Below are 18384 nucleotides of genomic sequence, written 5' to 3'. Positions count from 1 at the left end.
CCGTGAGGGGCTAACCTTTGATTTTTTTAAAATTTATATCCTATTGATAATCTCCAGTTACGAGGAGCATTGTAGATCCAAGCATATTCGCCGGCATCTCCTCTGTATCCACTGTAAAGTTTTTTGTTAAGGACATTATTCAATATTAGATTGACATCGAATTTTTTGGCAACATACGAAACCCCGAAGTTGGTATCAAAATAATCCGGAAGGCTTTGATCTTTTGTTGCACCTACCCCAAACCAGGATTGTCTTCCTCCCTGATACTGATAACCAGCTGAAATTCCGAATCCTTTCATAAGGCCATTTTCAAACCTGTAGCTTACCCAAGTATTTTGTACATTTTTCGCATTTCCCGGAGACTGAATTCCAATTCTTGTAGGATCTGTGTCTTTGATGGTTTTTGCATCAGTATAAGCATAGTTGATAACAATGTTCAACCCTTTGATGATTTCTCCTTTGATATCTGTTTCAAAACCTCTTGCTCTTTGTTCACCTGTAGCAACCTGGAAAGGATTTCCTCCATTTTGTTCTTTAGGTCCTGCAACAAGAATATTTTGTCTTCTGATTTCGTAAACGGCAAAAGTAGAGTTCCATTTTCCACCGAACCAGTCTTTTTTCAATCCGAACTCAATATTTTGTCCTCTGAAAGGATCTGTGATCTGAGTATTATTAATTCCTACTGCAGATTGTGGAACAAAAGTTTTATCATAGATTCCATACGCAGAGAAATCGCTTAGGATAGAATAGCTAATTCCGACTCTCGGTGTGAATTCTCCTGCTTGATTTCTTGGAACAATATTTTCCGGAGAATAATATGGATATCCGGCATAAGTGGTACCACTTGTATATCTTCCTGCTAATGTTATTCTTAGCTTATTGTTAAACATTTCAATTTGATCCTGAGCATAATATGAAGTATATTTTACGCCTTCATCATCATAAAAAGGAGCAGATGGGTTTAATGTGTAAAAGTCAGAAGAAGGAAGTTTTGAAGGATCTACACCATACTGAACATTATAAATATCAATCGGGAATGGTCCACCTGCAAAAGATGAAAAGTCTGCCTTGTATTTTCTGTCACCATAATCAAACCCTGCAATGATTTTATGAACAATATTCCCAGTATTAAGAGTTCCTCTTACATAGGTCTGGAAAATGTGATTTTTTCCTTTAGCTTGCCAGTTGCTTAATGTTCTGTTTAATACATTTTTATTATTCGGATCAAAAGTTCCCCACCATGAACCTCCGTCATATGTAAGATCCATGTAAGCATATTGTGTACTCCAAACCCAGTCTTTGAAAAGCTTTTGATCTAAACTTAAGAATAAACTCTGATCTTTTACTTCAGTCTTCTTGAAGTTAGGATCATTAAAATTGGTGTGTACATTCAGTGAGGCATATCCGTCATTAGACATTAGATAAGCTCCCGGCTGATTGAATTTTAAATACTGATAATTGTACTGTGCAGTAAATGTAGTGCTCTTTGTTGGTCTGAAAGTAATAGACGGAGCAATAATAATTTTGCTTGTTTTATCATTTTCAACCCACGAATTGTTAGAACTTCCCATTAAATTGATACGGTAATCTAAAACACCGTCTTTTACAAGAACTCCATCCAGATCTGCTTCACCTCTGAAAAGGTTATAACTTCCGGTAGTGAAACGTACACTATTGGCAAATTTCCCGGTTGGTTTTTTGGTTACCACATTATAAAATCCGGCAGGATCTCCCATAGAACCCATAAATCCGGCAGGTCCTTTTACAAACTCTATTCTGTCAATAATAGAGGCATCAGGGTTAATAGGTCCCCATGTAGAAGAAACGTTCATTCCGTTCATAAAAGTGGAAATACTTGCTCCTCTCATAAAAACATTGGAATACACATTATCCCAGTGTTCTACTTTTCTTGCACCACTCACATTACGAACAATGCCCTCAGACATATTTAATGTAAGCTGATCGGCAAGAACCTGTGAGCTTATCGATTGTACATTCTGTGGAAGCTCAAGGATCGGAGTCTGGATTCTCAATGAACCAGAAACCTCGTTGAGTTTGTATTTCTGGTAATATCTTCCGTTAACAACTACTTCTTCAATATCGTTGGATTTGATGGTGTCTTTTTTTTCCTGCGCGAAAGTTAATATTGTTGTTAACAGAGCGGCTCCTATAGTTAATTTTTTCATTGTTGATAAAGCTCAGTGCTTTGAAAAATAATTATGAATTAGAATTTATAAGTAACAGTTCCTACTGCATTGATTAGTCTTTGTGGATTTGCTGTTGTATATCCAATCCAGTAATGTTGGTTGGTAAAGTTGTCTACTTTCACTCCTATTCTGAATTTTTTAGCATCGTAATATGCGTTGGCATTCAAAACAACATAAGAAGGTAATGAGAATACACCGTCTTTTGCATTGTAAATCTTATTTTCACTCGCATAATTTCCGCCTACACCAAAACCTAGGCCTTTAAGTCTTCCATCAAGGAATTGGTAGCTAGCATATAAATTAGCCAAATAAGGAGAGCCGGAAGTATTAGGTCTTAAATCTAAAACAGATTCATCAGCTTTCGTATATTTTGAATCATTATAGCTAAATCCAGCTATGGCTGTAAAACCTTTTACCAGGTAAGCATTGATCTCAAGCTCCACCCCTCTGCTTACAATAGTACCGTCCTGTATTTGTGCATTGGCATTCCCTTCAGAAGGTATATTTCTAAGAACATCTTTTACTTTGATGTTGTAATAGCTGAAAGTAGAAGATACTTTTCCATTAAAAAGGTTGGTTTTGATTCCTCCTTCTACTTGATTGGCTTGTTCTGGATCTGGAGTTCTTATGACTTTGTTTGCATCTGTGTAAAAAGTCAGGTTTTTAAAACTATTCTGATAGTTTCCAAAAAGGGAAACTTTATCTTTAATTACTTCATATACAATTCCCAGTTTAGGAGAAAAGAATGTCTGTTTAAATTGCTCAGTTTCTTTTGAATTTGCAGATCCTATAATCCCTGGATGATTGTTGAAACTATCAACACGTAATGCCATTAAGACATTAAGATTATTTGTGATATTAAGAACATTGGAAATATAAACAGCGTAGTTTTCCTGTATTCCTTTTATAATATAAGGCGTTTCATTTCCTGCTATAGCATTATATTTTTCCTGCAGTGTAGAACCGTTAAAATTGGTATAATTAAAACCAGGCTGATGCAAAGGAACAGGAACGGATGTTCCGTCTGGCCCTTTGTCGAAACCGTTGATATCGTAGAAATTTTGATTGTTATTCACCCTTAAATAATCAAAACCAACCACCACTCTGTTTCTTAGGTTTCCGATACGGAAATCGCCGTTGAAGTTTTGTTGGAAATTAATTGATCTTTTTTTACTGTCTCTTGTTGATTGGTCACTTCTATACATCATATTTGGATCTGTTCCCATAAAATATAAATAGGGCATAAATCCGTTAGAATAACTGGAAGATGAACTGAAATTAGTAGTAGAGGTAATGGAATTTGATATTTTATAATTAACCTGTCCGAAGAAATTGATGCTTCTTCCGGTATTGGTAAGGTCTTTTCCTAAGTATGAATTTTTGTAGTCAAGATTAAGATCTTTAATATTGCTAACCTTTTTTAGATAATCCCCTGAGTAGAAGAAAAAGGTCTGGTCACTCATATTTTTCATCTGAAAGAGTTCCATATCCAGATTGATACTTAGACGATCTGTTGGTTTATAGCTTAAGCTGGGAGCTATTGCTAAGTTTCTTCTGAAACCCTCTGTCTGGAATGTTCCTTCATTGGTATATGCAGAATTTAACCGGAACAATAGTTTTTTATCTTGTGTAAGAGGCGTATTAATGTCTACTGCAGCTCTATAAGTGTCATAACTTCCTCCGGATAAATTAATGTTTCCTCCGAAAGTTTCATAAGGCTTTTTGGTAACCCTATTGATTACTCCTCCGTAACTGGTCAGTAAGCTTCCGAATAATGTTCCAGAAGGGCCTTTTAAGACTTCAATTTTTTCTAAATTAATGGCATCTATAGTTCCGGTTACTGCTCCTAAAACACCATTTCTTAAAGAGTTGGCAGATACAAAACCTCTTAAACTTACATAAGCCCCACCATCGCCCGCTCTTCCGTTAGATGTCCACATCGTTTGTAAACCTGTAATATTTTTGAAGGCATCATCTACGGTATAAATTCCTTGATTTTCTAAAATGATTTTATCAACACTGGAATAGACTTGTGGGTTTTCAATAGCTTTTAAAGGCATTTTGTTTGAATATTCACTATCTTTTTTCACATACGTGTTGATGATAACTTCATCAATGCTTTTGGTGGCAGCAGAGTCCTTTTTCTGAGAAAAAGCCAGCATTGAGCCTAGCATAGAAGCACAGATCAGTACATTTTTCATGAAAGTCAAATTTTTTGCAAATATATTATTTTTAACTGTTCTAAATAAATTAAATGATTGATATTTGTCATAAAATTATGATATCCACATAAAAAAAATCCGCTCCAGGCAATGCTGAAGCGGATTTTTTATAATATTCTGAATTATTTCTTACGCTGGAATTTCTCCTTTGTATAAGAACGAAATAATTTCTTTGTTTAATTTGTCGATCATCTCACTGAATAAGTGGAAAGACTCCTGCTTATAAATGACAAGTGGATCTTTCTGCTCGTAAACAGCTCCTTGTGAAGATCTTCTTAAGTCATCCATCTCACGAAGGTGAAGTTTCCAGTTTTCATCAATAAGAGACAGGGTAATGTTCTTCTCAAAATCAGTAACCAGACTCTCACACTGAGTATCATAAGCTTCTTTAAGATCAGCTACAATAGTCATTGTTTTATGACCGTCTGTGAAAGGCACCTGAATCATTTTAAACATTGAACCTTGATTTTGATATACATTCTCAATAATAGGGAATGATTTTTCTTTCAATAGGTTCAGTTTCATCTGATAATCTTCCTGAGCAGCTTTGAATAAGATATTCGTTAAATCCTGAATGTTTTTGTTACCAAATTCGCTTTCAGAAACAGGAGATTCCATAGTGAAAGTTTTGATAATTTCATATTCAAAATCTTTATAACTTCCGTTTGCTTTTCCTTTCGTAACGATAGAATTGGCAACATCGAAAATCATATTGGTGATGTCATATTTCAAGTGATCTCCGAATAGAGCATTCTTTCTTCTCTTATAGATTACGTCACGCTGCTTGTTCATTACGTCATCATATTCTAGAAGTCTCTTTCTTGTTCCGAAGTTATTCTCTTCTACTTTTTTCTGAGCTCTTTCGATAGATTTACTGATCATAGAATGCTGAATGACTTCACCATCTTTATGACCCATTCTGTCCATCATTTTAGCAATTCTTTCTGATCCGAATAAACGCATCAAGTTATCTTCAAGAGATACATAGAACTGAGAGCTTCCAGGATCTCCCTGACGTCCTGCTCTACCTCTTAACTGTCTGTCAACACGTCTTGAATCGTGTCTTTCAGTACCGATAATTGCTAAACCTCCGGCTTCTTTTACTTCTTTAGAAAGCTTGATATCCGTACCACGACCTGCCATGTTGGTTGCAATAGTTACAACGCCCGGCTGTCCTGCTCCTGCAACGATCTCTGCTTCTTTTTTGTGAAGTTTCGCGTTCAGTACCTGGTGTGGAATTTTTCTTAGCTGAAGTGCTTTTGAAAGTAACTGAGAAATTTCAACAGAAGTTGTACCTACCAGTACTGGTCTTCTTGCTGCCGTTAATTTTTCAATTTCTTCAATGACAGCGTTATATTTTTCTCTGTTAGTTTTGAAAACTAAATCCTGTTTGTCATTTCTTAAGATAGGACGGTTGGTAGGAATTACCACAACATCTAATTTGTAGATTTCCCAAAGCTCTCCCGCCTCTGTTTCTGCAGTACCTGTCATTCCCGTAAGTTTGTTGTACATACGGAAATAGTTTTGAAGTGTAATGGTTGCAAAAGTTTGAGTTGCTGCCTCAATTTTTACATTTTCCTTTGCTTCAATGGCCTGGTGAAGACCGTCTGAATAACGACGTCCTTCCATGATACGACCTGTCTGCTCGTCAACGATTTTTACCTCTCCATCAATCACCACATATTCATCATCTTTTTCAAATAATGTATAGGCTTTCAATAGCTGGCTCATCGTGTGTACACGTTCTGATTTCTCAGCAAAGTCAGAGAAAAGTCTTTCTTTTGCTTCAAACTCTTCTTCTTTAGATAAGTTTTTAGCTTCTACTTCAGCAATTTCAGTCCCGATGTCAGGAAGCACGAAGAAGTTGGTATCAGAGTTCCCTTGAGACATGTATTCAACACCTTTGTCTGTAAGGTCAACCTGATTGTTCTTCTCTTCAATAACGAAGTAAAGATCTTTATCTACGATCGGCATGTCACGGTTGTTATCCTGCATATACTGTGCTTCCACTTTTTGAAGCAATGCTCTGTTCCCGCTTTCCGATAAGAATTTGATTAATTGTCTGTTTTTAGGAAGACCTCTGTAAGCCTGAAGCAATTTGAATCCTCCTTCTTTGGTGTTTCCTGCTGCAATTAATTTTTTTGCTTCATTAAAAATAGCAGAAACCGTTTTCTTTTGAACTTCAACAATTCTGTCAATAGATGGCTTCAAAACATCAAATTCCTGTCTGTCTCCTTGTGGAACAGGTCCGGAAATAATCAATGGTGTTCTTGCATCATCTACCAATACAGAGTCTACCTCATCCACGATAGCAAAGTTAAGTTCTCTTTGTACCAATTCTGAAGGTGAAGCCACCATATTATCTCTCAGATAATCGAAACCGAATTCATTATTGGTTCCATAGGTAATATCTGAGTTGTATGCTTTTCTTCTTCCGTCTGAGTTCGGCTGGTGGTTGTCTATACAGTCGATAGACATTCCATGGAACTGATAAAGAGGACCCATCCAAGCGGAGTCTCTTTTCGCAAGATAGTCATTCACAGTTACCACGTGAACCCCTCTTTCAGGAAGTGAATTTAAATAAATAGGTAATGTTCCTACCAAAGTTTTACCTTCACCGGTCGCCATTTCGGCAATCTTACCTCCGTGAAGAATAATTCCTCCGATAAACTGAACATCATAGTGGACCATATCCCAAACTACTGGAGTTCCGGCAGCATCCCATGAGTTTTTCCAAACAGCTGTGTCTCCCTGAATTTCTACGAAATCTTTCCCCATGGCAGCTAATTCTCTATCCCAGTCATTGGCTGTTACACGGATTTCTCCATTCTGAGCCCATCTTCTTGCCGTTTCTTTTACCAATGCAAAAGCTTCCGGAAGGATCTGAGCAAGAACTTTCTCTTCAATTTCGTATGATTCTTTCTTTAAAGACTCAATTTTTGAGAAAAGAGCTTCTTTCTCGTCAACATTTGTTGAGTTCTTTATCTGCTCTTTTATCTGTTCTATTTGAGCTGTAATTTTACTGGTTGCAGATTTTATATTCTCTTTAAACTCAGCAGTTTTTTGTCTCAACCCGTCATCCGTTAATTGTTGGATATTAGGTTCTACAGCTTTGATTTTTGTTACAACTTTTTTTACTTCTTTTAGGTCCTGCGCTTTTTTGTCTCCCAAAAACCCTTTAAGAACTTTGTTTAAAAAACTCATAAATTTTTTGCTTTATGCTTAATACAAGATGCCTTAAGCGTTTTAAATGACACGCTTATCGTGTTACTATATAAAAAGGGCAAAAAAGCTCTAAGCACACAGCCTAAAGCTTATCGCTTTATTAATATTCGTCCTCGTTCCAAAGGAAATCTTCATCCGTAGGATAGTCACTCCAGACTTCCTCGATAGATTCATAAATTTCTCCTTCGTCCTCAATGGCCTGAAGGTTTTCTACTACTTCCATAGGTGCACCAGTTCTGATTGCATAGTCAATAAGCTCTGCTTTTGTCATTGGCCAAGGTGCGTCACTTAGATAGGAGGCTAATTCTAATGTCCAGTACATAATTTTCTAATTTTTTGCAAAAGTATAAAAATAGGTTATATAATAAGCTTTTTTATACTTGATTTTCAATTCTTTTTATAATTTTTTTTGATGATTGCCTGTCATAAACCGTCTTACAGTGATGTCAGCAATTTACTAATGTCGTTTTCTCAAAAACCATTCCACAAATTTTTTTATGCCATTTTGGAAGTCTGTGCTTGGCTGATAATCTATTAAAGCCCTTGCTTTGGTAATATCTGCATTTGTTTTTGTGACATCTCCCGGCTGCATTGGCAGATTTTTTTTCATGGCAGTCATTCCCAATGCTTCTTCTATGGTGGCCACCATCTCAGATAAAGTGACTACCTGGTTTTCTCCCAGGTTAATGATCTCATAGATATCAGAGTGGTTTTCCAGATAAAGAACAGACTTTGTAATCCCGTCAATAATATCGTCAATATATGTATAATCTCTCGCTGTATTTCCGTCCCCATAAAAAGGAATTTCCTGACCCTCTACAATAAGTTTTGTAAACTTGTGTATGGCAAGGTCCGGTCTCTGTCTTGGTCCGTAAACAGTAAAAAACCTAAGCTGAATCATATCAATCTGATAAAGGTCATGGTAAACATGGCCTAAAATTTCTCCACATTTCTTTGTGGCGGCGTAAGGTGATATAGGATTGTCTACATTGTCTGTTTCTGCAAACGGAATTTTATCATTATTGCCGTAAACACTTGAAGAGGATGCACAAATAAATTTTTTGATATTGAAATCTTTACATAGCTCCCAAAGGTTCATACTTCCTCTGACATTGACTTCCTCATACTCCAGAGGCCTTTCAATGGAAGGGCGAACGCCGGCAAGTGCTGCCAGATGGATCACCATGTCTATTTGATGATTTTTAAAGATATTTTCGAGTCCTTTTTTGTCTCTAATGTCCTGATGGTAAAGGGAATATTTGTCAGAATGAGAGAGGTTGATTAAACGTTGAATATCTGTCTCTTTGTCAGAGAACTCAAAATCAGAAATTATACCTATAGACTCTAAAGTATTTTTGATTTTTACATGATAACTGTAGAAATCATCAAAATTGTCAATGTTTATGACAGAATGTCCATTTCTTAATAATCGTTCAATTAAATGAGAACCGATAAACCCGCTTCCTCCTGTTACAAGATAAATCATCTGTGGTTTTTTATAGCGCAAAAATATAAATTTTACTTTTTGAAAAATATAATCATTAAATTTACTTAAAAAAGTAATATAAACTATAAAATATAATATGCAGTTTCAAGGGCAAATTTTAAAAATGACAAGCTATGATGCAAAACCAATCCAATACTATCTCAATCTTTCAGGGGATCTGATCCATATGAATGAGTTGTTTGGAAAGGAATTAAGCATCAAACATATCGGATTCCAATGTGTGAACTGTGGGAAGGATAAAGCGATTTATAGAATGGGATTCTGCAAAAATTGTTTTTTTGAAAGTCCTTATGCAAGTGATACCATTATCCGGCCTGAACTTTCTACGGCACATTTGGGAGTCGCGGAACGCGATCTGGAAGTTGAAAAAGAAATTCAGCTTCAGCCGCATACCGTATATCTTGCCTATACCGGAGATGTAAAAGTAGGGGTGACAAGAAATACACAGATTCCGACAAGATGGATTGACCAGGGAGCTACTTTTGCTTTACCTATTGCAAGAACAGAAAACCGTTATGAAGCGGGAATGATAGAGGTTGCCTTAAAAGATCATCTGGCGGACAAAACCAACTGGCGAAAAATGCTTCAGGATGATTTTGAAGATGAGATAGATCTTGCTGATTTCAGAGAGAAAATTAAAGAATATTTCCCTGAAGATTTTCAAAAATTCTATAGTGAAGGCGAAAATCTCTGGAGATTTGATTATCCTTTTGAAAAACCGGAGAAAGTGACTTCTTTTACCTTGGATAAAAAACCGGAATTTACCGGAAAACTTACCGGTATAAAAGGGCAGTACCTGGGATTTGAAGGAGGTAACTTTATAAATATAAGGGGACACGAAGGGTATGTAATTGAACTGGGAATATAAACCACTAAAAAACCTTATCGGTTCTGCCGGTAAGGTTTTTAATATCAATTTTGTCTTTCCCCTTACTCTATAGATAAGTGTGATCTTATTCTGAACAATAGAACTCTTAAAAAGAGAGAAGATATATCAATAAATCTTATCTTTAAGCTAAACTAAAATCACAATATGAAAAGATGGATTAAAAAGTTATTAATTAGTCTTGGAATTTTGGCAGGAATTCTTCTTGCTGCGAATTTCGGATTGAACTTATGGCTTAAGACCCAGCTTCCGGATTATATTAAAAAGAATACAGAGTATAAAGTATCTTATAAAACACTTGATGTAGATCTTAGTACAGGAAATATTTTAGCTACCGCTATTTCTGTAAATAGTAAAAATCCACAAAATACTAATGTTATAGGATTGCAGGGAACTATTGATACTTTAAAAATAAGTCGTTTTGGCATTTACGATGCCATTTTAAATAAAAAGATAAGTTCCACAGATTTACTGTTGGCAAAACCCAATCTGAATGTGGTCCTTGCGAAGCCTGTTGAACAAAAAACAGGTAAAAAAAGAAATCCGTTTTTATTTGAAAATATCAGAATCAATGACGGGACTATAGCGATTTTCAAACCTACCAAACAAAAATTCTTGTCTGTACAGCATCTGAATCTGTTTGTAGAAAACCTACAGATGACAGAAGAGTCTGTAGAGCGAAAACTGCCTGTGGTTTTTGACCGTTATAGTATTAAAGGGCAGAAATTCTTTCTTCGGCCAGGCGAAGTATATGCCATTACCATTGATTCTATTAATACCACAGACGGTCAGATGTCAATAAAAGACTTTAAACTGATTCCACTTTTGTCTTTTGATCAGTTCAAAAAGTTTTATCCCGGGAAAACAAACCTGTTTGAATTTACCATTCCCAGGATGGATTTTAAAGATATAGCTTTAAATAAAAATAAGGTTTCTCTAGCCAATGCTGATTTCCAAAATCCTGTTCTTACAGTGTATAATACAGGTGTAAAAGCTAAGAAAACGGAGAAGAAATCAAATTTTGAAGTTGATTTAGAAAATATAAAACTTACTAATGCAGTGGTTAAGGTGAATAAGCCGGATGGAAATAATCTTCTGTCTGCCGGAAATCTTAATTTGAAAATCAATCAGCTGAAATTCAGTAAAGAAACGTCAGAAAAGGTTATCCCTCTCGGATATAAGGATTTTACATTTTCAGGAAAAGATATTGTGTATTCTGATCATCAGAACATTAAAATAGAAAGTGTGGCCTTAAAGCCAACAAGTGGAGAAATCAGAAATGTTACTTTAACCCCGGCAGTTTCTGGGAGTGAACGGGCAATAATGGATGGAACAATCCGGCATATTGCATTTAATATTAACAAACTTGAGTTTATTGACAGAAAACTGGCGCTGGACCTGAAAGATGCTCTGGTAGAAAATGTAAATGGAACGATCAGGGGAGGGCATAATCCTGCAAAGCCTAAAAGTCCCCATCCAGGAATTATTCATTCGGTCATTCTAAGGAAAGTTTCCTTGAAAAATTCCAATATTATTTATGATAAAGGAAAACAGCCACTGGCTTTTAATGATCTGAATGCAACGGTGAATGGTATTGAAATCGCTCCTAAGCCTAATAATCAGGGACTTTCTTTGAATGTTAAAGACTATTTTCTGACAACGCGCAATTTGGCATATAAAACGCAGTTCTACCATATCAGTCTCGGGCTTTTGAAATTAAATAAGAATAAAATCCAGGTTAATAATTTTGCGATGAAACCTCTCATTTCGAGAGCCCAGTTTATCAAAATGATTCCTGTAGAAAGAGATCTTTATGATTTAAAAGCAGGACAGGTAGATGCTGAAGGCAGTTGGGATCTTTTCTCCCATCAGAAATTTATCAATGCATCCCATGTGACCATTCAGTCTGCTGATGCCAATATTTTCAGAAGTAAAATTCCAAAAGATGATCCTAAGGTAAAAGCTTTATATTCAAAGATGCTGCGGAGCATTAAAATTCCGATGAATATTGCCAATCTGGATCTGAAGAACTCCGCTTTGGTATATGAGGAAGATACTCCCGAAAGTATGGGCCCCGGGAAACTGATATTCAGTCATTTTAATATGAATGTGAAAAACCTGAACTCTGCCAAAGCAAAAGGAAAGCCTACCAAAGTTGATATTAAAATCAACTGTTCATTTATGAATCTGGCACCGCTTTCTGTAAACTGGAACTTTGATGTTGCAGATCAAAATGATGCTTTTACAATATCAGGTAGGACGGCCAATCTTCCTGCAAGTGGGATCAATCCGTTTATAAGGCCTTATCTTCATGTGACAGCCACGGCTGGAGTCATCCAGGAAATGCTCTTTAGCTTTAAGGGAAACCCTGCCGGATTACACGGTACATTCAATCTAAAGCATAAAGATCTGAAGATTGCTGTTCTGAACAAAAATAATCATGAAAAGAAAGGCTTTCTGACAGCTGTGGCAAATGTTTTCTTAAAGTCTGATTCAGGAAGCTTCCCTGAAGCGGTGACGGTAGAAAATGTAGAAAGGGATCCTACGAAGTCGTTTTTTAATCTCTTTTGGAAAGGGATTGAGCTGGGCTTGAAAAAAACACTGATAGGTAAAAATGTTGAAAAAACGGAAAAAACGGTCAAGAATGCCGTTTCTTCGGTGAAGGAAGTGAAGCAGTCTGTTAAAGAAATAAAAAAGAAAATCAAAGATTCCAAAGATAAACAGCCGGATCCTAAACCACAAAGTGAGAAAAAGAAAGGCTTCTTACATAATGTCTTTAAAAAGAAGGATAGTTCTGCAACGGAATAATTTTTTAAACCATTACGATATCACTATGATAAAAGCTGAATTCCCAAGGATGGAATAAAATTATTTTTAATCAAAATAGCGGTAATGGTTTAAAAAACAATATTTGGAGCGATAGGCTTTAGAAATTAAATTCGTCACTTTCCAGAACAGGAATATCTCTCAAAAACTTGTCAAATTCTTCTCCCGGATAATTGCTGTCTGCTCCATAAGAATCAATGATCATTCCCCGGTTTCCGCTACTGTCTTTTAGGACATAAAGGACGGCGTTGTCATCAGGGTTACTGTCTCCCTCGAAACGGTATGTTTTTAAGATGGTTAATTCAGATGGCTGATAGATTTTATCAGAATTTTCAAACTTCATTTCACAATTTTCATTCATTCTGAATTCCCTCTGTATTCCCCTTTCAGAAAGTATTTTCATTACTTGGCTTAAGGTGGTCATTCTGTCGAAGTTCTCAGGATTTTCCATAATAATATTTTTATTAATTAGTGCAATAATTAAACCATTACATTTCTAAATATAAGAAAAATAATGAATTATAATTTCCTTAAAAATAAAGTTTAATGTTAACAAAATTTATAATTCGAAAAATTCAAATAGGTACACTTTTTGCAATGGTAACAGCAATAAATCAAAGAAAATATGAAAAAAGAGGTTGGAGTTTTGCTGGCAGGAGGAGTTGGTCTTTTGGCAGTATTAAGCTTTATAAGCATTAAAAAAATATTAACGAAAAAGGATAAAAAATATAGTGATAGTTATTCAGATTATCACAGACACTTTGATGAAAAAAACCAGGAAGATGAAAATCATGGAGTAGAATTATTCGCGCTGAAGTAGTAAAATAATATATTTAATTATGTTTAAATCCAACGCTTTTGAAAGTGTTGGATTTTCTTTGTGGAAAACTTTAGTGTTAAAACTCATTATTTTATAAAAATTCCATTCTAATTTTACATCAGAATGCAAAACGAAAATTTCAAAAAAGGTCAGGGTGCGCAGCGAAACGTTATCAACCGTTTCGACAGGTATACCTATGAGCCTGAAGAGGAAGATTTCGAATCAGTAAAGACCTCTTTTACGGAGGTTTTTCCCAAAACTATTGTGAATCAGGTTAAAAGTGAGGATCTGCCTATGGAATATTCCATGAATCCTTATCAGGGTTGTGAGCATGGTTGTTCTTACTGTTTTGCAAGGCCTACTCATGAGTATTGGGGATACAGTGCGGGGATTGATTTTGAAAGAAAAATCATGGTAAAGAAGAATGCTCCGGAATTACTGGAAAAATTTTTCCAGAAACGGGGATACCAGGCTGCCCCGATTCTGCTGTCCGGAAATACAGACTGTTACCAGCCTGCTGAAAGGCAATTTGAAATTACCCGAAAACTATTGCAAATTTGTCTTGACTACAGACATCCTGTCAATATTCTGACAAAAAATGCATTGGTATTGAGAGATCTGGATATTTTAGAGCCCATGGCAGAGCAGAACCTTGTATCTGTTTCATTAAGTATTCCCACAATCAATGAAGAGCTTAGACGAAAAATGGAACCCAGAACGAGCTCTGCCCCTAATAAATTGAAAGCAATAGAAGTTCTTTCAGAGCATAAAATCCCGGTACATGTAATGGTAGCTCCTATTATTCCCGGATTAAACAGTGATGAGCCTTTATCTATATTGAAATCAATTGCTGATGCGGGTGCATCGGGATTCGGATATACCCTGGTCCGCTTAAATGATACTGTGGAACCTGTTTTTGTCAACTGGATTGAGGCTCATTTTCCGGATAGAGCCCAAAAAGTTCTGAATTTGATCCGTTCTATGCGCGGGGGAAAGCTGGGAGATAAAAGATATTTTGAAAGACAGCGGGGCGAAGGAAATATTGCTGAGATGATTCATAACACCTTTAAAATTGGAAGGAAGAAGTTTTTTGAAGGAAAGGAGTTTCCCAAACTCTCTACGGCAAACTTTACAGGAACCAGAGATCAGCAGTTGCGGTTGTTTGATTAATTTTAGTATCAAAAAAACCGCTCCCAGTAGGAACGGTTTTATGGGGAAGAAGTTGTTATTAATAGATAACAGGTTGTTCACCGTCCGGACAGATAAATTCGGCCCTACACAATTCCTTATACGTTATTCCGTCGCTACATACATAAAAGCAGTCTCCGGGAAAAGGATAGCTTATTCCTCCGGAAATAGCTTTCAGTTTGTTTTTACTCAGTTTTTTTAGATTTTTCATATTATTTTAGTTTGAAGTAACTAAAGATAGTTAAAATACTGATAATTCAGCAGTGCTGGAATTATTTTTCATCAAATCAGACTTAATAGATAAATTGTTAAAGATTTAATTCACAGGTTTATAGGGCTTAGTTAAGGAGGTGCGGGAAATAAAAAACCACTCTGGAAAGAGTGGTGGATCTTATAAATGTTTTTGAATTTCAATTTTACATTGAATTATCCGGACATTTGAAATCATCACTACATCCTGCACAGATAACGGTGCCGTTGCAGTAATACATACAAAATTCAGGCTCTGGAAGTTTGATTCCTGCTCCAGAAATGCTTTTCAATTGGTCTTTTCTTAGTTTTTTTAAATTTTTCATACTGTTTTAATTAAAAATTTGATAGTAATGTAAATTTATATAAAATATTTTTAACTAATATCGATGAGGTATATAAAAAAATAAAAAATAGTTGGACGGATTAAGCATTGAGAATTGTTTACAGGAAAAATAGGCAGTAGCATAAAAAAAACAGTCAATAATTAATCTGCTGTTATACAAAAGATAACATTAAAAACAGATCAATTATTGACTATTATAGTATTATTTCTTAATCAAGCCCAGCTCGATCAGTCTTTCATGTAAAAATTCCCCCGCTGTTGTATCTTCATACAATTTTGGATTGTTTTCATCTACGCAGTTTTCAAGTGCATTTAAAGACATGGCACTGATTGGGTGCATAAAGAAAGGAATTGAATATCTTGAAGTACTCCATAATTCTCTTGGAGGATTTACTACTCTGTGAATAGTAGACTTCAATTTGTTGTTGGTATGTCTTGAAAGCATATCTCCAACATTGATCATCAGCTCATCTGGCTCTGCAATAGCATCAATCCATTCTCCGTTGTGGTTCTGAACCTGAAGACCTTTACCCTGAGCGCCCATTAAAAGCGTAATAAGGTTGATGTCTCCGTGTGCTGCTGCTCTTACTGCATCATCCGGTTCTTCAGTGATTGGTGGATAATGAATAGGTCTTAAAATAGAATTTCCTTCTGCAATTTTATCATCAAAATAAAATTCATCCAGACCAAGGTGAATTGCTAAAGCTCTTAGCACATACTGGCCTGTTTTTTCAAGCATTTGGAATGCTTCTTTACCTACTTCATTGAATTTTGGAAGTTCATCAACGATGACATTGTCAGGATACTCTGTTTTGTATTTTGAATCATCAGACAGGTATTGTCCGAAATGCCAAAATTCTTTTAAGTCTCCTCTTTTGAAACCTTTAGCAGTCTCTTTACCGAATCCTACATACCCTCTTTGGCCACCAATTCCTGGAATCTCATACTTGTGTTTCGTTTCCACTGGTTGTTCAAAAAAGTTTTTTACCTCTCCATACAATTCATCTACCAGGTTGTCATCAAGAAAGTGGCCTTTTAAGGCAACAAAACCAATTTCTTCATAAGCTTTTCCGATTTCATTTACAAATTTCTGTTTGCGTTCCGGGTTGCCCGAAAGGAAATCACGCAGGTCTACACTAGGTATTTTATCCATTTTTAGAAATTTACGAACAGCAAAATTACATTTTTTTTAAATTAAATGATTTTAAAATCATTTTTTATAAGTTAAATTTGCTGTATGAAAAAATATTCTTCTAAGAGAAGCATTCAGATACTTGCACATCTTCTTCAGCAGTATGGAATTTCAGACATTGTCATCTCACCGGGATCACGAAATGCTCCCTTAGCAATTCACTTTTCAGAAGTGGACGTTTTCAACTGTTTCAGTATTGTAGATGAAAGGAGTGCTGCATTTGTAGCAATGGGGATGGCTAAGAGTGAGAAAAAGCCGGTAGCAATTACCTGTACCAGCGGTTCTGCAGTAGTCAATTATTACCCGGCAGTTACAGAAGCTTTTTATCAGAATATTCCCCTTTTGGTGTTAACTGCTGACCGGCCAACGGATTTTATTGATATTTTCGATGGACAGACAATCAGGCAGAAAGATGTTTTTCACCAGCATTCTTACGGTGATTTCCAGCTTTTGGAAGACAGCAAGGAAAATGCAGAAGATATTAATTTCGATATTATTAAAAAAGCCATCGAGCTTTGTTTTGAAAAGCAAGGTCCGGTCCATATCAATATACCTTTAGAAGAGCCTTTATATGAGTTGGTTTCAGAACTTCCGGCTTTTCCTTCTGTTGAAAAAACAATCAGACGTAAAGAATATGAAATTCCTTCCCATCTGATTGCCGGATGGCATACCTCTCAAAGGATCATGTTGCTGGTTGGTACCAGGGATTATAGTCCTGAATTGGAAAACCAATTGACTCAGCTGGTGAAAAACCATTCGGTAGTGGTTTTAAGTGAAGCCAATTCGAATTTGCATCATGAAAAATTCTTCAGACATATTGACCGCCTGATCTTTAACTTTACAGAAGAGGATTATAAGACTTATGCTCCGGATCTATTGATTACTGTGGGACAAAATGTAGTTTCTAAAAAAGTAAAACAGTTTTTGAGAAGTGCCCGTCCAAAGCAGCATTGGCATCTGGATGAAGTGTGGCAGCCCGACACCTATTTCTCACTGACAGAAAAAATTGAAGTTAAGCCTGAAGTTTTCTTTTCAAAATTGCTCAATTTCATTAATCTGGAACCAAGACCTTACTTCAACCTATGGGATGTGCTGAGAGATAAAAAAGATGCAAAACATCAGCAGTTTTTAAATACTGTTGGATTTTCTGATTTTTACTTTTTCAATAAAGCTTCACAGTCAATTCCTGAGAATTATAATATTCATTTCAGTAATTCTTCAGCCATCAGATATGCTCAGCTGTTTGATTTTGGTAAGAGGAAAATGTATTGCAACAGGGGGACCAGTGGTATTGACGGGTCTACCTCTACAGCAATGGGTTTTGCAATCAAAAATGAGAATCCTACATTGTTGATTACCGGAGATTTAGGGTTCTTCTATGATATCAATGGTCTTTGGAATCAATATATTCCACCGTTTGTAAGAATTATGATCTTTAATAACGGGGAAGGAAATATCTTTAAAATTATTCCGGGTCCGGGAAATGCCAACCCCAATACTTTGGATGAGTTTATCGCGACTAAGCACCGTAAAAATGCAGAATATTTAGCTAAACATTTTGGATTCTCATATATCAGAGTGGAAGATGAGCTGACATTAGACCGTGTGCTGGAGAATTTTTTTAAGCCGGATGCACAGCCAAAAATCCTGGAAGTAAATACCCACGGGAAAAACAGTGCAGATGTATTAAAGGACTATTTTAGTTTTCTTAAATAA

The 18384-nt window shown here is 35.9% G+C and carries 14 protein-coding genes; 5 read left to right on the top strand and 9 right to left on the bottom strand.

The window, feature by feature from the left end; all coding sequences use genetic code 11:
* Window positions 1–26: 26 nt before the first annotated feature.
* The 5 genes from DRF57_RS03675 to DRF57_RS03655 form a co-directional block, all read right to left on the bottom strand.
* Window positions 27–2186, bottom strand: a complete 2160-nt coding sequence (locus tag DRF57_RS03675; protein WP_115916973.1) for a TonB-dependent siderophore receptor — start codon at window positions 2184–2186, stop codon at window positions 27–29.
* A 38-nt stretch (window positions 2187–2224) separates the two neighbouring features.
* Entirely contained in the window at window positions 2225–4408 is a 2184-nt protein-coding gene (locus DRF57_RS03670; protein WP_115916971.1) for a TonB-dependent siderophore receptor, read from the bottom strand.
* Between the two features lie 150 nt (window positions 4409–4558).
* A complete protein-coding gene (gene secA, locus DRF57_RS03665) occupies window positions 4559–7633 on the bottom strand; it encodes a preprotein translocase subunit SecA (protein ID WP_115916969.1) in 3075 nt (1024 codons plus the stop codon).
* A gap of 121 nt (window positions 7634–7754) precedes the next feature.
* On the bottom strand, window positions 7755–7976 hold the full coding sequence (locus tag DRF57_RS03660) for a DUF2795 domain-containing protein (protein ID WP_002662059.1): 222 nt from the start codon (window positions 7974–7976) through the stop codon (window positions 7755–7757).
* A 135-nt stretch (window positions 7977–8111) separates the two neighbouring features.
* Window positions 8112–9140: a GDP-mannose 4,6-dehydratase gene (locus DRF57_RS03655; protein WP_115916967.1), complete on the bottom strand. Its 1029-nt coding sequence runs from the start codon at window positions 9138–9140 to the stop codon at window positions 8112–8114.
* 97 nt (window positions 9141–9237) lie between these two features.
* Here DRF57_RS03655 and DRF57_RS03650 point away from each other — a divergent pair, with 97 nt between their 5' ends.
* Both DRF57_RS03650 and DRF57_RS03645 read left to right on the top strand, forming a co-directional pair.
* On the top strand, window positions 9238–10029 hold the full coding sequence (locus DRF57_RS03650) for a DUF2797 domain-containing protein (RefSeq protein ID WP_047489679.1): 792 nt from the start codon (window positions 9238–9240) through the stop codon (window positions 10027–10029).
* Between the two features lie 165 nt (window positions 10030–10194).
* On the top strand, window positions 10195–12855 hold the full coding sequence (locus DRF57_RS03645; protein ID WP_115916965.1) for an AsmA family protein: 2661 nt from the start codon (window positions 10195–10197) through the stop codon (window positions 12853–12855).
* 118 nt (window positions 12856–12973) lie between these two features.
* Here the strand turns inward: DRF57_RS03645 and DRF57_RS03640 are convergent, their stop codons facing one another.
* Window positions 12974–13324 carry a hypothetical protein gene (locus tag DRF57_RS03640; protein ID WP_047489668.1) on the bottom strand — a complete coding sequence of 117 codons (351 nt, stop codon included), beginning with the start codon at window positions 13322–13324 and terminating at the stop codon, window positions 12974–12976.
* Window positions 13325–13498: 174 nt separating this feature from the next.
* On the opposite strand from DRF57_RS03640, the gene DRF57_RS03635 reads away from it, so the two are divergent.
* Window positions 13499–13693 carry a hypothetical protein gene (locus tag DRF57_RS03635; RefSeq protein ID WP_047489666.1) on the top strand — a complete coding sequence of 65 codons (195 nt, stop codon included), beginning with the start codon at window positions 13499–13501 and terminating at the stop codon, window positions 13691–13693.
* Window positions 13694–13816: 123 nt separating this feature from the next.
* Window positions 13817–14863: a PA0069 family radical SAM protein gene (locus DRF57_RS03630; RefSeq protein WP_115916963.1), complete on the top strand. Its 1047-nt coding sequence runs from the start codon at window positions 13817–13819 to the stop codon at window positions 14861–14863.
* Window positions 14864–14921: 58 nt separating this feature from the next.
* Here DRF57_RS03630 and DRF57_RS03625 read toward each other — a convergent pair whose 3' ends face one another.
* The 3 genes from DRF57_RS03625 to DRF57_RS03620 all read right to left on the bottom strand — a co-directional run bounded on the left by DRF57_RS03625 (window position 14922) and on the right by DRF57_RS03620 (window position 16629).
* The gene (locus DRF57_RS03625; RefSeq protein WP_115916961.1) at window positions 14922–15092 is read right to left on the bottom strand and encodes a bacteriocin-like protein; all 171 of its coding nucleotides are present in this window, start codon (window positions 15090–15092) and stop codon (window positions 14922–14924) included.
* Window positions 15093–15297: 205 nt separating this feature from the next.
* The gene (locus DRF57_RS23880) at window positions 15298–15456 is read right to left on the bottom strand and encodes a bacteriocin-like protein (protein ID WP_167449341.1); all 159 of its coding nucleotides are present in this window, start codon (window positions 15454–15456) and stop codon (window positions 15298–15300) included.
* A gap of 222 nt (window positions 15457–15678) precedes the next feature.
* Window positions 15679–16629: an isopenicillin N synthase family dioxygenase gene (locus DRF57_RS03620; RefSeq protein WP_047489661.1), complete on the bottom strand. Its 951-nt coding sequence runs from the start codon at window positions 16627–16629 to the stop codon at window positions 15679–15681.
* 84 nt (window positions 16630–16713) lie between these two features.
* Here DRF57_RS03620 and menD point away from each other — a divergent pair, with 84 nt between their 5' ends.
* Complete coding sequence (menD, locus tag DRF57_RS03615) at window positions 16714–18384, top strand: 2-succinyl-5-enolpyruvyl-6-hydroxy-3-cyclohexene-1-carboxylic-acid synthase (RefSeq protein WP_047489656.1); 1671 nt, start codon at window positions 16714–16716, stop codon at window positions 18382–18384.

Source organism: Chryseobacterium rhizosphaerae (assembly GCF_003385455.1).
GTDB classification, from domain to species: Bacteria; Bacteroidota; Bacteroidia; order Flavobacteriales; family Weeksellaceae; genus Chryseobacterium; species Chryseobacterium rhizosphaerae.
This window is presented reverse-complemented; position numbering and strand designations above follow the sequence as displayed.

Bases quoted from the DNA above. Each gene is read 5' to 3' on its own strand.
- DRF57_RS03650 (WP_047489679.1), top strand. From the start codon at position 9,238: ATGCAGTTTCAAGGGCAAATTTTAAAAATGACAAGCTATGATGCAAAA.
- DRF57_RS03635 (WP_047489666.1), top strand. From the start codon at position 13,499: ATGAAAAAAGAGGTTGGAGTTTTGCTGGCAGGAGGAGTTGGTCTTTTG.
- secA (WP_115916969.1), bottom strand. From the start codon at position 7,633: ATGAGTTTTTTAAACAAAGTTCTTAAAGGGTTTTTGGGAGACAAAAAA.
- DRF57_RS03675 (WP_115916973.1), bottom strand. From the start codon at position 2,186: ATGAAAAAATTAACTATAGGAGCCGCTCTGTTAACAACAATATTAACT.
- DRF57_RS03625 (WP_115916961.1), bottom strand. From the start codon at position 15,092: ATGAAAAATCTAAAAAAACTGAGTAAAAACAAACTGAAAGCTATTTCC.
- DRF57_RS03640 (WP_047489668.1), bottom strand. From the start codon at position 13,324: ATGGAAAATCCTGAGAACTTCGACAGAATGACCACCTTAAGCCAAGTA.
- DRF57_RS03655 (WP_115916967.1), bottom strand. From the start codon at position 9,140: ATGATTTATCTTGTAACAGGAGGAAGCGGGTTTATCGGTTCTCATTTA.
- DRF57_RS03670 (WP_115916971.1), bottom strand. From the start codon at position 4,408: ATGAAAAATGTACTGATCTGTGCTTCTATGCTAGGCTCAATGCTGGCT.
- menD (WP_047489656.1), top strand. From the start codon at position 16,714: ATGAAAAAATATTCTTCTAAGAGAAGCATTCAGATACTTGCACATCTT.
- DRF57_RS03660 (WP_002662059.1), bottom strand. From the start codon at position 7,976: ATGTACTGGACATTAGAATTAGCCTCCTATCTAAGTGACGCACCTTGG.
- DRF57_RS03645 (WP_115916965.1), top strand. From the start codon at position 10,195: ATGAAAAGATGGATTAAAAAGTTATTAATTAGTCTTGGAATTTTGGCA.
- DRF57_RS23880 (WP_167449341.1), bottom strand. From the start codon at position 15,456: ATGAAAAATTTAAAAAAACTAAGAAAAGACCAATTGAAAAGCATTTCT.
- DRF57_RS03620 (WP_047489661.1), bottom strand. From the start codon at position 16,629: ATGGATAAAATACCTAGTGTAGACCTGCGTGATTTCCTTTCGGGCAAC.
- DRF57_RS03630 (WP_115916963.1), top strand. From the start codon at position 13,817: ATGCAAAACGAAAATTTCAAAAAAGGTCAGGGTGCGCAGCGAAACGTT.